Source organism: Vibrio paracholerae (assembly GCF_037672085.1).
GTDB classification, from domain to species: Bacteria; Pseudomonadota; Gammaproteobacteria; order Enterobacterales; family Vibrionaceae; genus Vibrio; species Vibrio cholerae.
The window spans coordinates 139,726-157,402 of sequence record NZ_JBBHLM010000003.1; the positions used below are offsets into that span (position 1 = coordinate 139,726).

At 48.8% G+C, this 17,677-nt stretch carries 16 protein-coding genes; 3 read left to right on the forward strand and 13 right to left on the reverse strand.

The annotated features are described in order from the left end of the window. Positions 1–3: 3 nt before the first annotated feature. From hsdR to R4537_RS17990, 9 genes are all read right to left on the reverse strand, one after another. Entirely contained in the window at positions 4–2,394 is a 2,391-nt protein-coding gene (gene hsdR / locus R4537_RS17950) for an EcoAI/FtnUII family type I restriction enzme subunit R (RefSeq protein ID WP_071178144.1), read from the reverse strand. Position 2,395: 1 nt separating this feature from the next. Next, positions 2,396–2,593: a methylation-associated defense system helix-turn-helix domain-containing protein MAD1 gene (gene mads1 / locus R4537_RS17955; protein ID WP_001083515.1), complete on the reverse strand. Its 198-nt coding sequence runs from the start codon at positions 2,591–2,593 to the stop codon at positions 2,396–2,398. A gap of 248 nt (positions 2,594–2,841) precedes the next feature. Next, entirely contained in the window at positions 2,842–4,584 is a 1,743-nt protein-coding gene (locus tag R4537_RS17960) for a DUF927 domain-containing protein (protein ID WP_071178143.1), read from the reverse strand. After that, positions 4,571–4,813: a helix-turn-helix transcriptional regulator gene (locus R4537_RS17965; protein ID WP_071178142.1), complete on the reverse strand. Its 243-nt coding sequence runs from the start codon at positions 4,811–4,813 to the stop codon at positions 4,571–4,573. Before R4537_RS17965 ends, R4537_RS17960 begins: the two co-directional genes overlap by 14 nt. 331 nt (positions 4,814–5,144) lie before the next feature. Continuing rightward, positions 5,145–6,395 carry a type II toxin-antitoxin system HipA family toxin gene (locus tag R4537_RS17970; protein ID WP_071178141.1) on the reverse strand — a complete coding sequence of 417 codons (1,251 nt, stop codon included), beginning with the start codon at positions 6,393–6,395 and terminating at the stop codon, positions 5,145–5,147. Continuing rightward, on the reverse strand, positions 6,392–6,697 hold the full coding sequence (locus tag R4537_RS17975; RefSeq protein ID WP_071178140.1) for a helix-turn-helix domain-containing protein: 306 nt from the start codon (positions 6,695–6,697) through the stop codon (positions 6,392–6,394). The genes R4537_RS17970 and R4537_RS17975 overlap by 4 nt, the downstream gene beginning before the upstream one ends. A gap of 439 nt (positions 6,698–7,136) precedes the next feature. Then, positions 7,137–8,261 carry a hypothetical protein gene (locus R4537_RS17980; protein WP_071178139.1) on the reverse strand — a complete coding sequence of 375 codons (1,125 nt, stop codon included), beginning with the start codon at positions 8,259–8,261 and terminating at the stop codon, positions 7,137–7,139. A gap of 48 nt (positions 8,262–8,309) precedes the next feature. After that, entirely contained in the window at positions 8,310–9,659 is a 1,350-nt protein-coding gene (locus R4537_RS17985; RefSeq protein ID WP_071178138.1) for a type II toxin-antitoxin system HipA family toxin, read from the reverse strand. After that, positions 9,649–9,939, reverse strand: coding sequence for a helix-turn-helix domain-containing protein (locus R4537_RS17990; protein WP_071178137.1), 291 nt, complete (start codon positions 9,937–9,939; stop codon positions 9,649–9,651). The genes R4537_RS17985 and R4537_RS17990 overlap by 11 nt, the downstream gene beginning before the upstream one ends. A 387-nt stretch (positions 9,940–10,326) precedes the next feature. On the opposite strand from R4537_RS17990, the gene R4537_RS17995 reads away from it, so the two are divergent. Beyond that, complete coding sequence (locus R4537_RS17995) at positions 10,327–10,815, forward strand: TIGR00645 family protein (RefSeq protein WP_000440285.1); 489 nt, start codon at positions 10,327–10,329, stop codon at positions 10,813–10,815. 105 nt (positions 10,816–10,920) lie between these two features. On the opposite strand, the gene murP is transcribed toward R4537_RS17995, so the two are convergent. Further along, positions 10,921–12,366 carry a PTS N-acetylmuramic acid transporter subunit IIBC gene (gene murP / locus R4537_RS18000; protein ID WP_071178136.1) on the reverse strand — a complete coding sequence of 482 codons (1,446 nt, stop codon included), beginning with the start codon at positions 12,364–12,366 and terminating at the stop codon, positions 10,921–10,923. Positions 12,367–12,389: 23 nt separating this feature from the next. After that, entirely contained in the window at positions 12,390–13,292 is a 903-nt protein-coding gene (gene murQ / locus R4537_RS18005) for an N-acetylmuramic acid 6-phosphate etherase (protein WP_071178135.1), read from the reverse strand. A gap of 230 nt (positions 13,293–13,522) precedes the next feature. Between murQ and R4537_RS18010 the strand changes: the two genes are divergently transcribed. Next, positions 13,523–14,371 carry an SIS domain-containing protein gene (locus R4537_RS18010; protein WP_071178133.1) on the forward strand — a complete coding sequence of 283 codons (849 nt, stop codon included), beginning with the start codon at positions 13,523–13,525 and terminating at the stop codon, positions 14,369–14,371. A 20-nt stretch (positions 14,372–14,391) separates the two neighbouring features. On the opposite strand, the gene R4537_RS18015 is transcribed toward R4537_RS18010, so the two are convergent. Beyond that, positions 14,392–14,703: a DUF3630 family protein gene (locus tag R4537_RS18015; RefSeq protein WP_071178132.1), complete on the reverse strand. Its 312-nt coding sequence runs from the start codon at positions 14,701–14,703 to the stop codon at positions 14,392–14,394. Further along, positions 14,696–16,531 carry an ATP-dependent DNA helicase RecQ gene (recQ, locus tag R4537_RS18020; protein WP_071178179.1) on the reverse strand — a complete coding sequence of 612 codons (1,836 nt, stop codon included), beginning with the start codon at positions 16,529–16,531 and terminating at the stop codon, positions 14,696–14,698. The genes R4537_RS18015 and recQ overlap by 8 nt, the downstream gene beginning before the upstream one ends. A gap of 226 nt (positions 16,532–16,757) precedes the next feature. Between recQ and rarD the strand changes: the two genes are divergently transcribed. Continuing rightward, a complete protein-coding gene (rarD, locus tag R4537_RS18025) occupies positions 16,758–17,606 on the forward strand; it encodes an EamA family transporter RarD (protein ID WP_029628108.1) in 849 nt (282 codons plus the stop codon). Positions 17,607–17,677: the final 71 nt, after the last annotated feature.

Consider the following 17,677-nt stretch of genomic DNA (forward strand, 5'->3'; position numbering starts at 1 on the left):
CTGTTATTGCTGGCTATAGAGCAGCGTTTGTAATTGGTCCACGGCGGTTTTCATTTGCAATGCACCACCAAAGAGATTGGCTATTTCCATCACATTGCCATATTCAGAAATGGGCGGTACCTGTAGCGAATCCGGAATACTGAATTGCTTGGGGCCGTGGTCGGTATATTTGTCCAGTAAAGACGTTAAGATCGCGCGTGCCTCTGGGCCGTACTGATCAAAAAAGTCCGGTTTGTTTTTCTTCAAATAGTCAGCGCGCTCTTTTCTGGTTCGCAGCGGTACGTTAAATGCTATGTGACAAAGTAAATCCAATGGATCTGCATCTGTTTTACCCGACTCTGCCACCAAATCATCAAACTGGATCCCGCGTTGTTGTAATTCGAGAATGATCTCTTCTCTCTTTAACGGGTTAGCCCAACTATCTTTTAGTTCGTCCAGTGAGGAGAATAGGGTCTTTACCTTTTCTGCGGTGTAGTCGGTATATTGGATGACGCGAAGCTGTTTACCGTCTTCGTCTAGCTCATAGACCAAATGAGACGTAATTTTAACGCTGCCACCGTCTACGTAGTACTTTCTCGGTTCGTGCTCCTCTTCATCATCAGCGCCTTCACCTTCAGTATTCACTTCGTATTCACCGGTCTCTTCAGCAACCTCTAACTCTTCACTCTCTGGTGTTAAAGTGTCATCCACCACTTCTTCACCGTCTTCATCAATCACCACTTCATCTTCAATTTCTGGGTAACCGTCAAAGTCAGGATCAGCAAAATTTTGTGTGGCGGAGCCGGTATAATCAATGATGTTGAACCACAGCTTGCCGTAATCTTCGCGCAGGCGAGTACCACGGCCAACAATTTGCTTGAACTCACTCATTGAGTTCACAACACGCGCAAGCACAACATTTTTACAAGTTGGCGCATCTACCCCCGTTGTTAATAGCTGTGAAGTGGTCAGTATCACTGGGGTACTGGTTTCCAACTCTTGAAAACGACTGAGGTGCCCTTTGCCAATTTTCCCTTCTTCTGATGTCACACGTGCAACGTAATCAGGATTCTTGCGTGAAAGGTCAGAATTCAAGTTATTAAGCGCCCGACGCATTTCATCGGCGTGTTCTTGGTCGACACAAAACACGATCGTTTTTGCAAAACGATCGGTTCGCTTCATAAAGTCGGTGAGATGCTTTGCAAACGCATCAGTTCGAGCCTTTAACGCAATAACCCGTTCAAAGTCCTTGGTTTGGTATTCACCATCTGGTATTTCTCGTCCAAAGCGGTCTACATCACCTTTGCTGGGTCGCCAACCTGCCGCATCGACTTCCGAAATAACTCGGTGTACGCGGTATGGCGCAAGAAATCCGTCATCAATACCTTGGCGCAAACTGTAGGTGTAGATGGGGTTGCCAAAATAGCGATAAGTATCGCGGTTATCTTCACGCAGCGGCGTCGCAGTCATACCGATTTGAAAGGCTGGCTCAAAATACTCCAGAATTTCGCGCCAGTTACTGTTGTCGCGGGCACTGCCTCGGTGACATTCATCAATGATAATTAGATCAAAGAAGTCTTGCGGAAATTCTTTATACAAGCCAGGGCGACGCTCATCACTGGCAATGGATTGATAAATGGCAAAATAAATTTCACGACTTTTAACAACTTTGCCGCCTTCAATTTTGTGCCTGGCATCACCAAACGGGGTAAATGTTTTATCCTTTGGGTCATCGACCAACACATTTCTATCTGCCAAAAATAGAATGCGAGGCTTTCTATAGTCTCCCGTGCGATTCCAACGAGCACTCCACAGCTTCCAACTAATTTGAAAAGCGACGACAGTCTTACCCGTACCCGTTGCCATCGTAATTAATGAGCGCTTTTTACCTTGAAGCACCGACTGAACTGCCCGGTTTATGGCTATTTGTTGGTAGTAACGTGGGGAATATCCTGAAACATGGTGGTAAGGGGACAGCAAGGTATCAAGATCTTCATCCTTTAAACCTTCATCGCCACAAAGCCGCTTGAATAACTCATCAGGGGTTGGAAAGCGCGACAACAATTGCTCTTCACCAGTGGTGTAGTCAAATTCTAAGATCTCATGACCATTGGTTGAGTAAGCAAACTTTAGCCCTAAAATTTCTGCGTAATCTTTTGCCTGTTGCATCCCTTGGCCGACAGGGCTGTTTTCAGGTTTAGCCTCAACAACAGCAATAGGAAAGTCGCGAGTGTACTTAAGTAAATAATCCGCTCGCTTTTGCTCCCCACGTTGAACTTTGCTGCCCTTAAACTGAACACGACCATCGGTAAATGTGTACTGTTCAGTTATTGCGCTAGGATTGTTTTCCCAACCAGACTCTTTAAGTTTTGGCGTCACATAGACTCGACAAGTATCTGCTTCGTTTAAGGCCATACTATTTTTCTTCCTTGCTGTCATCTGATGCGCCACCAGATCTAACCCACTGATCCACCTCATCTGCTTTAAACTTCCAAGGCCGACCAATCCTATGAGCAGGCATACCCTTTTTACTGATCCATGAGTACACAGTATCTTTGCTTACGCCAAGATATTCGGCTATTTCTTCAACAGATAACCAGCGGTCTGAATTCACAAAAGGTACCTAATGTTATGAGCTTGAGGCTTTTGTAAAATAGTCACATATTCGCTCAGCAAAGTAAACTTGATTTAAGCCGAATAGTGAGGATTTAAGAGGATTAAAAAGTAATCCATTTTACCTTGTCGGTACACAACCAGTACGCTAGCGGTACTGTCTGCAATGGACTACAAACTGAACCCAGCCCTTAAGTTGACTGGCAGTGCACTGCAAGGCGACAAGCACACACAGGATTCATTGCTTCTTTAGTCATCCAAAATACTGCCTTTAACACAATACATGCGTGGGCGGGTGTTGTCGGGCAGGCTGACTTTGCGCTGTGGTCGGTTGCCATCGGGGATTAGGTAGCCTGCGGCCATCAGTGCTTTGGCGGCGCGATCTGGGCTTAGGCCTTCGGTGGCTTCACGCCAGCCGGTTGGGTAAAACAGGTAGAGGGTTTGTGAGCCTGTAGAATCAAGCCAACCCGCGCGTTGGCGTACTTGGCTGCTGTAACCAATTTGTTTAGGTGTAAAACGGCTTTCACCATGCTGTTCAATAAAACTGCGCACTTGGCGAATGGCTTGTTGGTCTTCATTGGCAGCCACACCACCGCGGGCAAGTATCCATTGGTTAAGCTGGCTTAAACAGGCGGCTTCGACACTTTGAGCTGGCCAATCAAGTACTTTGGCTTGAATGGCTAACAGGCCTGCGCTGGCCAGTAAGGCAAATTTTTCGGCGACTCGGCGCACTTGGCCGTCAGCCTCGGGTGGTAAGCTGGCTAAAAAGCGTTGGCGTACGTTTTGGAAAACGGGTCGCACCTGCGCGCTGTGCTGCGTTAAATACCGTAACCAGTCCAAGGCCAAGCAGCCGTAATGTTGGCGACTTTGCTGTTTTAGGTGATCGGCTAAATCGGCGGCGTTCATGCCATGGCAATGGTTAAACACACCCATTTGCGCACCGGCATCGGCACTGAGATCAATCACGCGCACTTGCTGGCCGGCTTTTACGCGCTTGCCGATACTGGCAAGATGGCTTTCGAGCGTCACTTCGCCAGTGGATAAAAACACCAAACGCCAACGGGCGGGTAAGCGCATTTCACCGTATTTGCCTGCACGGGTTTTACCTTGGCCATTGGCAAGCATATAAGCGACATCGCCTGCCTCTTTTGGGTCAACTTCACCCATTTCATCGAGTGCCAGCAAAGCATCGTTATGCGCTAATGCTGTGCCTTCCAAACCGTTGGCCGTGGCACGCCAACTGTGGCGTAATTGATTAGGTTCGCCCCACACCGATAACGCCGGATACAGCGCCGCGGTTTTACCGGTGCTGCTGGCACCGTAAAGGTGTAAACCAAAACCATCCACCCCGCACAAATGCAACAAAGGCGCGGCCAGTGAAGCACAGACACCAACGATTAATAACGGGTTATCCAGACAATAACGGCCAACGTGCTGCCGCCAACTGTCGCTACTGCCTTGTTGAATAAAGCCTTCTATCGGGTGCATGGTTTGCAGCACCATGCGCGGGTTGTTGCTGTGTTCACTTGGGTAAAAGGTGAGGCGCGGATGCACATAAGCGCGGTGATGCCAACCAATACAGTTCACGCTGATGGCCTTTTGCGTGGCCAGTTCGCCCATTTGTTGAATAAACAGCGAGAGCAACTGCCGCGCTTTGACACTGTTGCTTAGCCGCATGCCTCGGCTGAGTAGAATTCGGCGGTACTCGCTGCCGTCTCCGGCCAATAGTTCTGCTGGCATAGCCCAATACCGATGGCGATTGTCATCGTCTAACCAGTGCAATAAATAGCCGTAGTTGTCCCCTTGCGGATCGCGGGTTCGGGCGGCCACTTGCAACCAAGAGCAGATTTTAACTGGGCTATCTTGCCCTGCCGGTTGCATCACCAGCCAGTTTTGCGCGTTATAGGCAAAACCAGCCGGTAATGTTGGCATGTTGTTATTCACCTCATTGGCAGGTAACGGGTTTGATGCTGATGGTTTATCCACGGCCATAAGCAGCACCGATACGGCGGGTTTCAATCCACTGGTCGATATCGCTTTCTAACCAGCCCACGGCACGCGCACCAATACGAATGGATCGGGGAAATTCTCCGTTGGCCATCAAAGCATAAATGGTGCTACGGCCAAAGCCGGTTTTTGCCTTTACCTCGGGCAAGCGCAAAATCCGCTGCTGACGCGCTGGCTGGGTTGATTTGGTGGGTGATTGTGTAGTTGGGTTCATCGTTTGCTTCCTCACTGATCTGTTAAGTTCAGTTAGGAGTTTGCCAGTACTAAGCGGACGCAGTAGGCAGATAAATGCCCAGATCGTGCAGCTTTCTGAGGGTACAAGTAGCTACTTGCCCCAGTTTGTAGAGAGTGCCCCAAGTAATTAATGCTCTGTGGGCAGGGTTAGTATGTGGCTAACTGGCATGAATTAAGGCTTTGCCCATACTGCCCCAAAAGCCCAAGGGGTAAGAGGTGTGTTAAAACACATGGAGAGTGAGGCAAAACATAAAAGTGAAACTATAACTTCTCTATATGCTAAGAATTGAAAATATAGTTTCACTGACTCATTAAACGTTAAACGCCGATTCTTTCATGGCCTGCTCTGCTCGGCTGATCCCTAGGCGCTTAGCAACGGTTTGCCATTGCTTAACCGCCATTAATACTTCATCGTAAATTTGCGTGGCTTGGATTTGCGAAAGTCGGAAGAAGTCTTTCACATCAAAGGCTAGCTGGTAGTCTAAAGCGTTGTCTGTATCGGTAATATTCAGATGCAGGCCATGCTTACCCACTATCGGGTTTAAATCATAAGCGGGTGATAACTTCCAGCCCTTCTTGGTTAATAAAAATCCATGGTTACGCAGGTGATCATCCGTGTTGGACACCGCAATATTAAACACGATACGTCGCCATAACTGTGCTAAATCAGCTTCGGTTTGTGCACCAGAATTGGAAATAAATTCAGCAATTTCTAAGTAGCTGGCACCTTGAGATTGTTCACCATCATAGTATTGAAGCTGTGTCATGGCCGATGAAAAATGCAGCCGCTTTTCACCGTCGCGGTCAAACCGTTTGGTTAAAAAGGTATGATGCTGTGACGAAAATTGCCTAATCTCACTTGGAAACATGTCAACACCTGCCGCCAGCGCCAATTCATAGCAGACCATCTCCCACGCGCCCACGTCATGGGTGTCATTTAGATTGGGAAACTTGGCAATCCACAAGTGGCCTTGTTCGTCTGTCACACAAGCCTTGGGCCTTGCACCACCTAATGATGAGCCTGGAGAAATCAGCATTTTCAACCAGCGGTAATACTCGTCACTGTCGATGTTATCGTCTTTTTCAATCTGCATTGCTGCGTGCTCTAGCTCTCGCAAAGAAGCCATTGGCGGCGCAGCAAATTCAGAATTGTCATCTAAGAAAGCAGCCGAGCCTGCTCGCTTAAATCGAATACCACCCATCCGGTAAGAGTCGTGCACGCCCAACAAGTAATCCAATTCATTTAATCGACTTGTTGCTCGAATGCCTTTGCGTGCTTCAATGGCCGCACGCCGCTGCATTAAAATACGTCCCCATCTATCGGGCGATGAATCAAGAAATGCACGGAAGTTTTTATCGGCTTCATCGTTGTAGAGTTCACCGGAGTGGAGGGTCAGGATGGGATCAATTTGCAAGCGATAGGCTGAAGTTAAAAATGCTTTATCGTAGGCAAAACTAAACACGCCACCTCGGCTTGAATCGCTGTAAGAAAGCCGCCCTATCAGCAAAGGCGCCTCAATTGGCTGCCAGTCGGCATAGACTTCGACGATTTCACGGCTCATCTTGAACCTTCCAGCAATTTTATGTTTTGCAGCTTGATGCCCACTTCATCATGAGCGGCCATTTCTGCAAAGTTGCTTTCCATGCCAAGAACGGCCATCACCTTTAAGTAAGTGCCTATGGCAACACCCGGATCACCTGCGAAGACTTTGTTCACGGTTTTATGGTCAAAACCAGTACGTTCACACAGCAGCTTTTTGGTAAAACCACGTCTTTTCATCGCCAACAGCAAGTCTTCACCAAACTGCGTCAGGATTTTGCGCTGCTTTGGAAACAATACATTGTGTAAGTCACGCTTAGCCATATCACCAACCAAAGGGACTATATTCCCATTATTCAACCATTAATGGGAATATAGTCCAACCTTGAACTCCAAGCAACTCCAACAGTTTACATGTGGGACTATATTCCCATTTTACTCAATATAATTGGATTTATATCCTACTTTTAGGTTTAGTTTGCGCGTTGGCCAAGGCGATGATGTGAATCCCTGAATGCCAAAGGCAATCAAATTACACTTTTACGCGCATAAAAATGTAAAAATCCGCACTTTTCTGCGCGTAAAAGTGTGAAATGCAAGTTGAGTACTCGTCAGTGTATTTTACTGAATGGATAAATGCAGCGGTTAGAGGTCTCACAAAGTTACCTTATGGGTAACAATTTGTAGACCTTTTGGCGGGCTTACAACCTTCAATTAACCCTCAATCAGTTTTTTGCTAACGTCATTTGGCCAGTCTCTTGCCTCATCGTTTAAGCAAATCACTCAACCGATTTAACAGCGCTTTACGGCTATTATTCGCCACAACAAAGCGCTTAAAACGTTGTTCAAACGCCGCTTCATCCGCTTTGAACTGATAGGCATCAAACAGCTGATGCAGATAGCGTGATGCCGCATCGTAACCACTAGCGCAAGTTCGATCCGCTTGCTCTTGTGATTGCTGCCAGTAGTGCTCACGCTGATTGTAGATATCCGTCAACGCTTTTTCTTTTTCCGCTTTTTCGATGGCTAATTTTTTTGCGAGTGCTGCGGCTTGCTCTTGCTGTAATTGACTTTGCGCTTGCTCAATGAAAGGAGAAATGACGGCGGGGGTTAACCAGTATTGATAGATCTCGTCTGTGTTGGCAGGTTCTTTTCGCGTCAGCGCTAAGGCTTGGTGACGTGTAAGCTGGCCTTGCTCAAACAACGTGCGTAATAGCGTGTCTTTCTCTGCTTCCGAGAGATTATGGAGCCACGCATCAAGCGTAAGCTGAGTTTGTTTGGCTTGGTGACTGGGTTGTTCGCTCAGCACCATAGCGAGCGCCTTAACCAATGCTAAGGGAATATCATACAGTGCCGCAAATGCCTGCAACTCTTCACTGAGATGTTCAAAATCGAATTGAATCAACGGCATTTGCTCAACGTCATCATTAAAATCAAACGCTTTGAGCCACATGAAGTACACAAGGCGCCAATCCCCTTGCATTAACCCGCAGCGTAACCCAGCTAAATACTGGAAAAAGTCGTCGGCATGCTCATCGTCAAAATATTCGTCATACTCCTCAAGTGAAAAAATCAGCAACTGCCACTCATCGTTTTCGTGAACATGAAGCCCATCACTTGAAAAGCCAAGTAAAGCTTCAGGGAGCGTTCCTGCTGGTAGCTTGATGTAGGCATCGATTGAGCCCCAATCGGCATAGTAAAAACCAATATCAAAGTATTTTAATATCAGCTCAGAAGGCTCCGCCTTTAGGTCACTGTAGGTGTAATACACCTGAAAGGACGTAGCGCTGATCTCGGCACGGCTTGAAATTGATCGGAGTGCTTGACGTGCTTTAGCATCTAAATACCCATCCAGACGCTCAAATTTATAGTATTGATATTCGCTCACGATGACCTTGTTATGTATTTATTGTGAATTGAAAAGTTTGTTTTACTTTCATTGAAAAAGCGCTGCATTTTCCTGTTTGCGCTGATCCAATGTCTTAGCAATCGCAGACACTGTTGTTTTACCGATCCCTTGCTGCTGTGCCAGATACGTAAATTGGCTGATGGCTTCTGCGACTTCTTCAATGACTTGCCTTGCATCATGCCAATTCGCAAAGCCAGCACTGGTAGCAAGTTTTTGCATCACCTTAAGCGGTGGCGCTTTACCATAACCTCCGAACGCAGTGGCGTGTTCGTTGAATGGATGTGGGCTGTAGGTAACATCGTAAAAAGGGGCAGGATTCCATTGACCGTCATCCGCTTGCAAAAACGCCCAGTTTTTACTGTGGTCGTCTTGGTTAGACGACAGCAGGTTAAAAACGGCACGGCGAAATTGCAGCTGCCCAGCAGCAGGAGATTTACACAACTGACGGCTGGCTTTGATCAAGTCAATATAATCTAAACTTGGCGTTCGAAAGTCTGCATCCAGCAGCCCACAAACGCTGTGCATATGTAATCGACCTGCACTGAGTTGACTGCCTGAGTCGACCTGTTCAGTGACATAATCAAAACGCTTGAGTGCTAACCAAGCAGGCGCACCGCTTGTAGAAGGTGCTTCAATGAGTTGCCAGACTGGTGGTTGGCACTTAGCTTGCTCGGCCATTTGCAAATACACCGCCTCACACAAACCTTCTTCATGCCCGAGCGCTAAATTTTTCGAGGTAAACTTAATCAGCCAAGCTTCATCACCGGGCTGTGCAAAAGTTCGACAATGCTTAGTTTCCCCGGCAGGCATATAAATCTGCGCCTTTGGTCTTGCCCCGCCCGAACTACCACCCGCGACCAATGCAGCCAACACCTGTTGAGTATGCCCATCTAACTCATCGTGATTATCATCCATATACTCTGACATCGAAGAATCGAACAACGTTTGTGCTTCTAAGCCTAACGTCGCTAAATCAATATCCGCGTTCGTCGTGGCTGAAAACTCAGACACCGGAGAAAAAGACAATGCTCCCATGCCTTTAACACCGACAAAGGCCAGTCTATCCATCGCTGTTAATTGATTAGGCAGGATGCCCTTTTGCCGGAAAATACGATCTTGCAACAGCATGCCCCAGCCATCAGGTAAACAATCGCCAAATACGCCATGTACACCTTGGTGCGGTGCTTTAGGCGCGGCTTGAACTTGCGCATTCGCCTGCAAAGTAAAAGGTGATAAATTCCCAAACTGCTGCAAATAGTCGTCAACATACTGAAAAAAAACGCCTTGCCGATTCTGCGCCAAGACTCCAACAGATATCTGTTCACCTGAGCTTAACGTACGAGTTATAGTGAGTTTTTGAATCGGTTTAAAACTCATCTTTTAGCACCTCATCAATACTCATGGGTATAGCAGCGCGTTCTTTGCTAGGCTGTGTGAGCTGATAAAGCCTATCTAGCGAATCAAGGGTCTGCCATAGCAACAGCAATTGGCGAAATGAAATTTGCCCAGTTAGCTCAAATTTCTTAATGGTGGCCGCAGGTACACAGCTTCGCTCAGCAAGCGCCGCTCGTGACAGTTTTGCCTGCTTTCGTAACTCTCGCAGATAAGCCGCATAGGCTTGGCTTACATCGGTATCATCAAGTAAGGTAAAATTCATCCGAAACAACCAAATGGATACAGTTATATCCATAGTAGCAAAATAAAACATAAATTGGATATTATTATATCCATAATAAAATTAAGTGTTGAAAAAATCACTCGATAAAGCCCTTCAAAACTGCTATGTTTTAGCTCTAACAGCAGCATAAAAACGGCACTGTTTTTCCATTGCTAACCACTAAGATTTAGTAAAAGCCATAGGCAAGTGGTGGGCAGTTTGGTGGGCAAACAGGCATTTTTGATCGGTTTCTTTTCGATAACTCATTGAGTTTGTTAGGGTCTAGGCCGCTACTCAATGAGCAGATCCAAAACATCGAATAACCCTTAAAGCCTCGTTGATTCGGGGCTTTATTTCATCCCCTAACCTCTTAGCACTTGGAAACCTATGGAACGTTTGATCGAAAAACTTCTCTATTCTTCACGTTGGATTATGGCGCCGATTTATCTTGGCTTAAGCCTGCTGCTGCTCGCGCTGGGCATTAAATTCTTCCAAGAAATTTTCCACCTACTGCCAAACATTTTTACCATCAAAGAAGTGGATCTGATCCTAGTCGCACTCTCTTTGATTGATGTGTCGCTGGTGGGCGGCCTTATCGTGATGGTGATGTTTTCCGGATATGAGAACTTCGTGTCTAAACTCGATGTCGATGAGAGCGAAGATAAACTCGGTTGGCTAGGCAAGCTTGATACCAGCTCGCTGAAAAACAAAGTATCTGCTTCGATTGTGGCCATCTCATCCATTCATCTGCTCAAAGTGTTTATGAATACCGAAAACATCGAAAGTGACAAAATCAAATGGTACTTGCTGCTGCACATTACTTTTGTGGTATCGGCTTTTGCGATGGGCTACTTAGATAAAATCACCAAGAAGTAGCGTCTTGAATCGTTGAAAAACTTGAATCGTTGAAAAGAAAGCGCCCTAGATTGGGCGCTTTTACTATCCCCCATCCGTTAAGGGGATAACCTACAGGGAACCCACTTAGCTCAGATCGACGTCTTTACAACCGAAGAAGTAGGTAGCAGCAAAGCCAACGGTATAAGAGATGAGCAAACCACCGACAAATACCGCCATACCCGCAAAAATACCGTCGGCTGAAGTCATCAGAGGAATCGCCACCACACCGGATGGGCCAAACACCGTATTGAGGCCAACCGGCAGCCCTAAATAAGAGATGAGGCCGATGAAGAAGCCGCCCGCCGCACCGCCAATACAGGCGGTGACAAAAGGTTTCACTCGCGGTAGCGTCACGCCATAAATCAGTGGCTCACCAATGCCGAGAATACCTGGGATGATCGCCCCTTTAATTTGAGTGCGAATCGTGGTCTCTTTTTTGGCTCTCGCGTACAGCGCCAGTGAAGCACCGACTTGCCCAGCACCCGCCATAGCAAGGATCGGGAACAGTGAGTTAAAGCCTTGCGCTTCCATCAGCGCGAAATAAACCGGCACAAAACCTTGATGAATACCAAACACCACCGAGATTAAGAACAAACCGGCCAAGATGGCAGCACCGAGTGGGTTATCGTTGAGGTTTAAAAACAGCCATGACATGCCTTTAAACAGCTCACCGCCGATAGGCATGATGATGAGGAAAGTCACCGCGCCCATGATCAGCAAAGTCACCACCGAAGTCAGGATCATATCCAAATCATCCGGCATGTATTCACGCACTTTACGTTCCACTTGCGCGCCTAAAATTGCTGCCAGTAATACCCCGATGATGTTGCCACGCGGGTCAATTGCAAAGCCGAAGAACTCACTCATCCCCGAGTAAATGCCTTTGGTTGCTTCTGGGTCATAACCGAGTACAAACAGCGAAGCCAGAATCGCCCCGTTCACGCCAGAGCCGCCAAATGCCTGCTGCGCGTTATAGCCAATCAAGATGCTGAGAAACGCAAACAGCCCTTTGCCAAACACTTTTAGGTAAGCCACCAGATCGAGCATAAACTCGCTCGGGGTTTGGCCAACCACATAGATTTGCTCAAGCAGAGTCGCAATGCCAAGTAGCAAGCCTGCGGCAATAAATCCGGGGATCAGCGGGGTAAAAATGGTGGCAAACTTGCTCAAAAAGCGTTGTACCGCACTGGTTTGCTTGCTCTTCATCTGCTTTTTCTGCTGCGCGGCAATCGTGGAGAGATCCGCCTCGCTCACTGAAGGTGCCACGTTGTCGCCCGATTCAATCAAGGCATTCATCATATCCGCGGCCGTTTGTGCTTTACCGGGACCGAGGATGATCTGCAGTTGCGCGTCACTTTCAACCACACCCATCACTCCGGAAATTTTTTTCAACGCCGCATGATCGGCGAGCGCAGAATTATTCAGCGTTAAACGCAAGCGAGTCATGCAGTTACCACATTTGGCGACGTTACCACTGCCGCCCACCAGAGACAGCACCTGTGCCATCATGGTTTGGGTTATTTTGACCATCATCGGCTCCTTCTCTCTGCTGTTTATTCTTGGTTGAGCGCTGCGCGGATAAAGCCTTGGTGCTGCGCCAGTTTTTGTGCGGCTTGCTCTGCGCTAAAACCCCCCAAAATCATCAAAATCGCAGTCTTGCAGTGGCGACCACACGCGGCCAATGCCGCTTCCGCTTGCTCAGCGCTTACGCCTGTCGCTTCTACTACAATATTGGTTTGCCGTTGGATGAGCTTGGCATTGGTCGCTTCCACATCCACCATCAAGTTGCCAAACACTTTGCCACTTTTGATCATCGCGCCCGTGGTCAGCATATTGAGCACCAGTTTCTGCGCAGTGCCCGCTTTCATGCGTGATGAGCCAGTAACCACTTCCGCACCCACTACCGGGGTAATCACAATATCGGCGCACGCCTCCATCGGGCAGCCCGGATTACACGCCAGTGACACGACGGTGGCACCGACTGAGCGCGCGTACTCCATTCCCCCAATCACATAAGGGGTGCGTCCACTGGCCGCGATGCCAACCAGCACATCCTTTTCATTAAGGTTCAGGGCCTTGAGATCGCTTTGGCCTAGCTCGCGGTTGTCTTCGGCATTTTCGACCGCTTTCAAAATCGCCGTGTGTCCACCAGCGATCAAACCAATCACCTGATCAGGCTTACTACCGTAGGTCGGCGGACATTCACTCGCATCAAGAATGCCTAAACGACCTGACGTACCTGCGCCCATATAAATCAAGCGTCCACCTTGAGCAAAAGCAGCGGTAATCGCTTCCACCGCTTGCGCGACTTGTGGCAAGGTTTGCGCGACCGCCAAGGCGACCAACTGATCTTGTTGGTTGATAACTTGCAGCATGTCCAACGTGGACAAGGTATCAATCTGCTCACTGGCTGGATTACGGCTTTCGGTCACTAAGCGGGTTAAATCAATCTTCATAAGGCTTCTCGGCAAATTTCGAATTGAGGCGATTCTATGGAATAAAATATTCCATTTTGGTGATAGGAATCACAATTAAGGTTATTCTTTAAGCAGGCGTTTTTTGGAATAATCGTGAAAAGCATCGAGAAAAATAAACGTTCAACCATGAAGCCATTGATTGAGAAAGAGTGACGCGTGGCAGGCATTATTCCTACAATGGAATAATTTATTCATAAGGAGTGTAAAAAATGTCCGTACTACAACGCATCGTCAGCCGTCGCACCCAACTTTCCGAGAGTGGCCGCCAGATTGGTGATTGGGTTCTCGCCAATGCGGCGCAGGCGGCAGCGATGACCAGCCAAGATTTGGCGGCGTGGGCCAATGTGAGCCAATCGAGCATAGTCAAATTTACCCAACGGCTTGGTTTTAAAGGCTACAGCGAATTTAAACTCGCCCTCACCGAAGAGCTGGGACGCAAACAAGTCATGGTCAACCAGCCTTTACACAGCAACATCTTGGCCGATGACCCCGTGGCCGTAATTGCCCAAAAACTGGTGCAAACCAAAACCGAAGCGATGTTTCACACCACCAATGCCCTGCGTTTGGATGAGTTTAGTGAGGCGATCAGCTGGATTCAGCAAGCGGTGCGGGTACAGATCATCGGAATTGGTGGCTCAGCACTGGTCGCCAAAGATCTCGCATTTAAGCTACTCAAGCTCGGCATTACCGCGCTCACGGAGCAAGATAGCCACGTGCAGATCGCGACCGCTCGCACCTTACATAGCCAAGATGTGCTGATTGCGATTTCATTTTCGGGAGAAAAGCGCGAAATTCTGATTGCAGCACAAGCGGCCAAACAGCAAGGCGCGAAAGTGATTGCCCTAACTACACCGAACAAAAATCGCTTACGTGAACTGGCCGATCTGGCACTGGATACGATTGCCGATGAAACGCAGCACCGCAGCTCTGCGATTGCTTCGCGTACCGCGCAAAACGTGCTGACCGACCTGATTTTTATCACCCTCACTCAGCAGCGTGAAACGTCCGCACGGCAGTTGATCGATGACATTTCTTCCGACATTCGCCAGATGCGTTGAATGTGATACCTATACCCAAACTACTTGGCGTTGCAGGTCGGCGGCAAGAGCTTGGCAATAAACGCCAGCTCCTCATCACCCTGACCTGCGGTTAGGGTTTCTAGCCACAATGATTGGCTGTAATGCTCGCCGCGCAGCAGTAAATGGCAGCCTTCAAAATCAATTAGCCAAGTGTGTAGATCTGCATCGCACTGCTTTTCCAACACCCGAGCGGAAAGCAGGTTCACCAAACGCCAAGCGGTTTCAGCAAAAGCCTCAAAATCGAAGTTTTCGGCGCGCACAATCAAGCGTCCTTCGCCGGCAAGGTATTCACCTAAACCAAACTCAGCCATGATAGGTCAAATGCTCCTGAATCAGATCCAAAAACGGGTCGGCGTATTTTTCCAGCTTGCGCTGCCCAACCCCATTCACCGCCAACATTTCGCCATAAGAGGTCGGCATGATCTCCGCCATATCAATCAAGGTGGCATCACTGAACACCACATACGGTGGCAACCCTTCGTCATCGGCGATCGATTTACGCAGCTTACGCAGTTTGGCAAATAGCTTTTTGTCGTAGTTTTTGCCCGACAACTTATCGGATTTCGCCGCGCGCGCCGCGGTATCTAAACGCGGTACCGCCAGCTCAATATTCATCTCACCGCGCAGCAAGGGGCGCGCTTCTTCGGTCAGTTGCAGCGTCGAGTTGCGCGTGATGTTTTGGTAGAGCATGCCTTTGTGGATCAGTTGGCGGAAAATACTCACCCAGTAATCGTGGCTGTGATCGCGGCCGATGCCGTAGGTGGTAATTTTGTCGTGGCCATGCTCGCGAATACGGATGTTCTGCATGCCGCGCAGCACTTCCACCACATAGCCAATCCCGAAGTTTTGATTGACGCGATAGACACACGACAGCGCTTTGCGCGCCTCTTCCGTGGCATCAAAACGCTTGGGTGGATCGAGGCAGATATCGCAGTTACCACATGGCTTATCGCGATATTCGCCAAAATAATTGAGCAACACTTGGCGGCGACAAGTTTGCGCTTCAGCAAACGCGCCCATGGCGGTGAGCTTGTGGCTTTCGACCTGTTTTTGCGCGCCATCGGGCTTTTCATCCAGCATGCGGCGCAGCCAGTTCATGTCAGCAGGGTCGTACAGCATCATGGCTTCAGCAGGCAGGCCATCACGCCCTGCGCGGCCAGTTTCCTGATAGTAAGATTCAATGTTGCGTGGAATATCAAAATGCACCACAAAGCGCACGTTGGGTTTATTAATCCCCATGCCAAACGCCACGGTCGCCACCACAATTTGCAGGTCATCACGCTGAAACGCCTCTTGCACCCAAGCGCGTTCATCGGCATCCATCCCGGCATGGTAACTGGCGGCGCGAATGTGGTTGCCGCACAGCTTTTCGGTGAGCATTTCGACTTTTTTACGGCTACCACAATAGATGATGCCGCACTGCCCACGCTGAGTTTCCAGATAACGGATCACTTGTGAAACCGGCTTATGTTTTTCCACCAGCATGTAGCGAATGTTCGGGCGATCAAAGCTGCCCAGATACTGATGCGGCTCATTGAGCTGCAAACGCTGCATAATGTCGTGACGCGTCGCGTCATCCGCAGTCGCCGTCAGCGCCATCACTGGCACATTCGGGAAACGCTGCTTAAGCTGGCCTAATGAGGCGTATTCAGGGCGAAAATCGTGTCCCCATTGCGAAATACAGTGCGCTTCATCGACCGCAATCATGGCTAACGGCAGATGGCTGAGCCGTTCGATAAACTCGGCGGTCAATACCCGCTCTGGCGACACATACAGCAGCTTGAGCTGGCCAGCATGCATGCGGTTATAAATCGCGATCAGTTCCTCGCGCGCCAAGGTGGAATTGACACACTCGGCGGCGACACCGTTGGCTTTAAGCTGGTCAACCTGATCTTTCATCAGCGAAATCAGGGGAGAAATCACTAAGGTGACCCCTTTCAGCACCAGTGCAGGGATCTGGTAACAGAGCGATTTACCACCGCCAGTCGGCATAATGACCAAGCTATCACGCCCAGCCAGCGCCGCCTCAATCACCTCTTGCTGACCGACGCGAAATTGCTGATAGCCAAACACCTCGTGCAAAACACGTTCAGGAGTGACAAAGAGAGCAGAAGATTCAGCCATTAAAGTCGCGGTCATATCGATAGAGTGCAAAGTGTGATTCATCAGTCGCCAACAAGCTGGCTATTGTAGAGGGGTTACTCGGTGAATAAAACCGCAAAATACGTACAGTGTACTATTCTCAGGTTATACTTCGCTGCTACCGCCGCCAAAGCGGTCATCACCATAACCAGAGAAGTTGTTCATGACACCCGACCAACAAGATGCCAAAAAAGGAATTTTGCTCGCGATCAGCGCATACACCATGTGGGGCATTGCGCCGATTTATTTCAAAGCACTTGGCGCCGTATCCGCGCTGGAAATCCTTAGCCACCGAGTGGTGTGGTCATTTGTGTTGCTCGCAGTGCTGATTCACCTCGGTCGTCGCTGGCGCAGCGTCGTTGGCGTAGTACACACTCCACGTAAATTTTGGCTGCTGTTAGTGACCGCTTTGCTCGTGGGGGGTAACTGGCTGATTTTTATCTGGTCAATCAACGCCAACCATATGCTGGATGCCAGTTTGGGCTACTACATTAATCCGCTACTCAACGTGCTGCTCGGCATGCTGTTTCTCGGCGAGCGCCTGCGTAAATTGCAGTGGTTTGCGGTCGCGCTTGCCGCGATTGGCGTGGGTATTCAGTTAGTGGTGTTTGGCTCAGTGCCGATTGTGGCGATTGCCCTTGCCACCAGCTTTGGCTTTTATGGTCTGCTGCGTAAAAAGATCCAAGTCGATGCGCAAACAGGCTTGTTCCTTGAAACCCTGTTTATGCTGCCCGCCGCCGCCATCTACCTAATCTGGCTCGCCGATACGCCAACCAGTGATATGGCACTCAACACTTGGCAACTCAATCTGCTCTTGGTTTGCGCTGGCGTCGTGACTACCTTGCCCCTGCTCTGTTTTACCGGAGCCGCGGCGCGTCTCAAACTCTCAACGCTTGGGTTTTTCCAATATATCGGCCCGAGTTTGATGTTTTTGCTCGCAGTTCTGGTCTACGGTGAAGCCTTTACCAGCGATAAAGCGATCACCTTTGCTTTTATTTGGAGTGCGTTGGTCATCTTCAGTGTTGATGGTTTAAAAACAGGGCACGCAGCAAGACGGGCACGAAGAGACTGATCATTTTTTACAAGACAGAAGAAGCGTGACTGCCTAAGCTTGCACCAATCTAGCCGACTTTTTGGCTTTTC

What these genes read in the sequence shown, in the direction of transcription:
- R4537_RS17975 (WP_071178140.1), bottom strand. Translation starts at nt 6,697, where the DNA reads ATGGCTAAGCGTGACTTACACAATGTATTGTTTCCAAAGCAGCGCAAA.
- murP (WP_071178136.1), bottom strand. Translation starts at nt 12,366, where the DNA reads ATGGTCAAAATAACCCAAACCATGATGGCACAGGTGCTGTCTCTGGTG.
- R4537_RS17965 (WP_071178142.1), bottom strand. Translation starts at nt 4,813, where the DNA reads ATGAACCCAACTACACAATCACCCACCAAATCAACCCAGCCAGCGCGT.
- R4537_RS17995 (WP_000440285.1), top strand. Translation starts at nt 10,327, where the DNA reads ATGGAACGTTTGATCGAAAAACTTCTCTATTCTTCACGTTGGATTATG.
- rarD (WP_029628108.1), top strand. Translation starts at nt 16,758, where the DNA reads ATGTGGGGCATTGCGCCGATTTATTTCAAAGCACTTGGCGCCGTATCC.
- R4537_RS18010 (WP_071178133.1), top strand. Translation starts at nt 13,523, where the DNA reads ATGTCCGTACTACAACGCATCGTCAGCCGTCGCACCCAACTTTCCGAG.
- recQ (WP_071178179.1), bottom strand. Translation starts at nt 16,531, where the DNA reads ATGACCGCGACTTTAATGGCTGAATCTTCTGCTCTCTTTGTCACTCCT.
- R4537_RS17990 (WP_071178137.1), bottom strand. Translation starts at nt 9,939, where the DNA reads ATGAATTTTACCTTACTTGATGATACCGATGTAAGCCAAGCCTATGCG.
- R4537_RS18015 (WP_071178132.1), bottom strand. Translation starts at nt 14,703, where the DNA reads ATGGCTGAGTTTGGTTTAGGTGAATACCTTGCCGGCGAAGGACGCTTG.
- R4537_RS17960 (WP_071178143.1), bottom strand. Translation starts at nt 4,584, where the DNA reads ATGGCCGTGGATAAACCATCAGCATCAAACCCGTTACCTGCCAATGAG.
- murQ (WP_071178135.1), bottom strand. Translation starts at nt 13,292, where the DNA reads ATGAAGATTGATTTAACCCGCTTAGTGACCGAAAGCCGTAATCCAGCC.
- hsdR (WP_071178144.1), bottom strand. Translation starts at nt 2,394, where the DNA reads ATGGCCTTAAACGAAGCAGATACTTGTCGAGTCTATGTGACGCCAAAA.
- R4537_RS17970 (WP_071178141.1), bottom strand. Translation starts at nt 6,395, where the DNA reads ATGAGCCGTGAAATCGTCGAAGTCTATGCCGACTGGCAGCCAATTGAG.
- R4537_RS17985 (WP_071178138.1), bottom strand. Translation starts at nt 9,659, where the DNA reads ATGAGTTTTAAACCGATTCAAAAACTCACTATAACTCGTACGTTAAGC.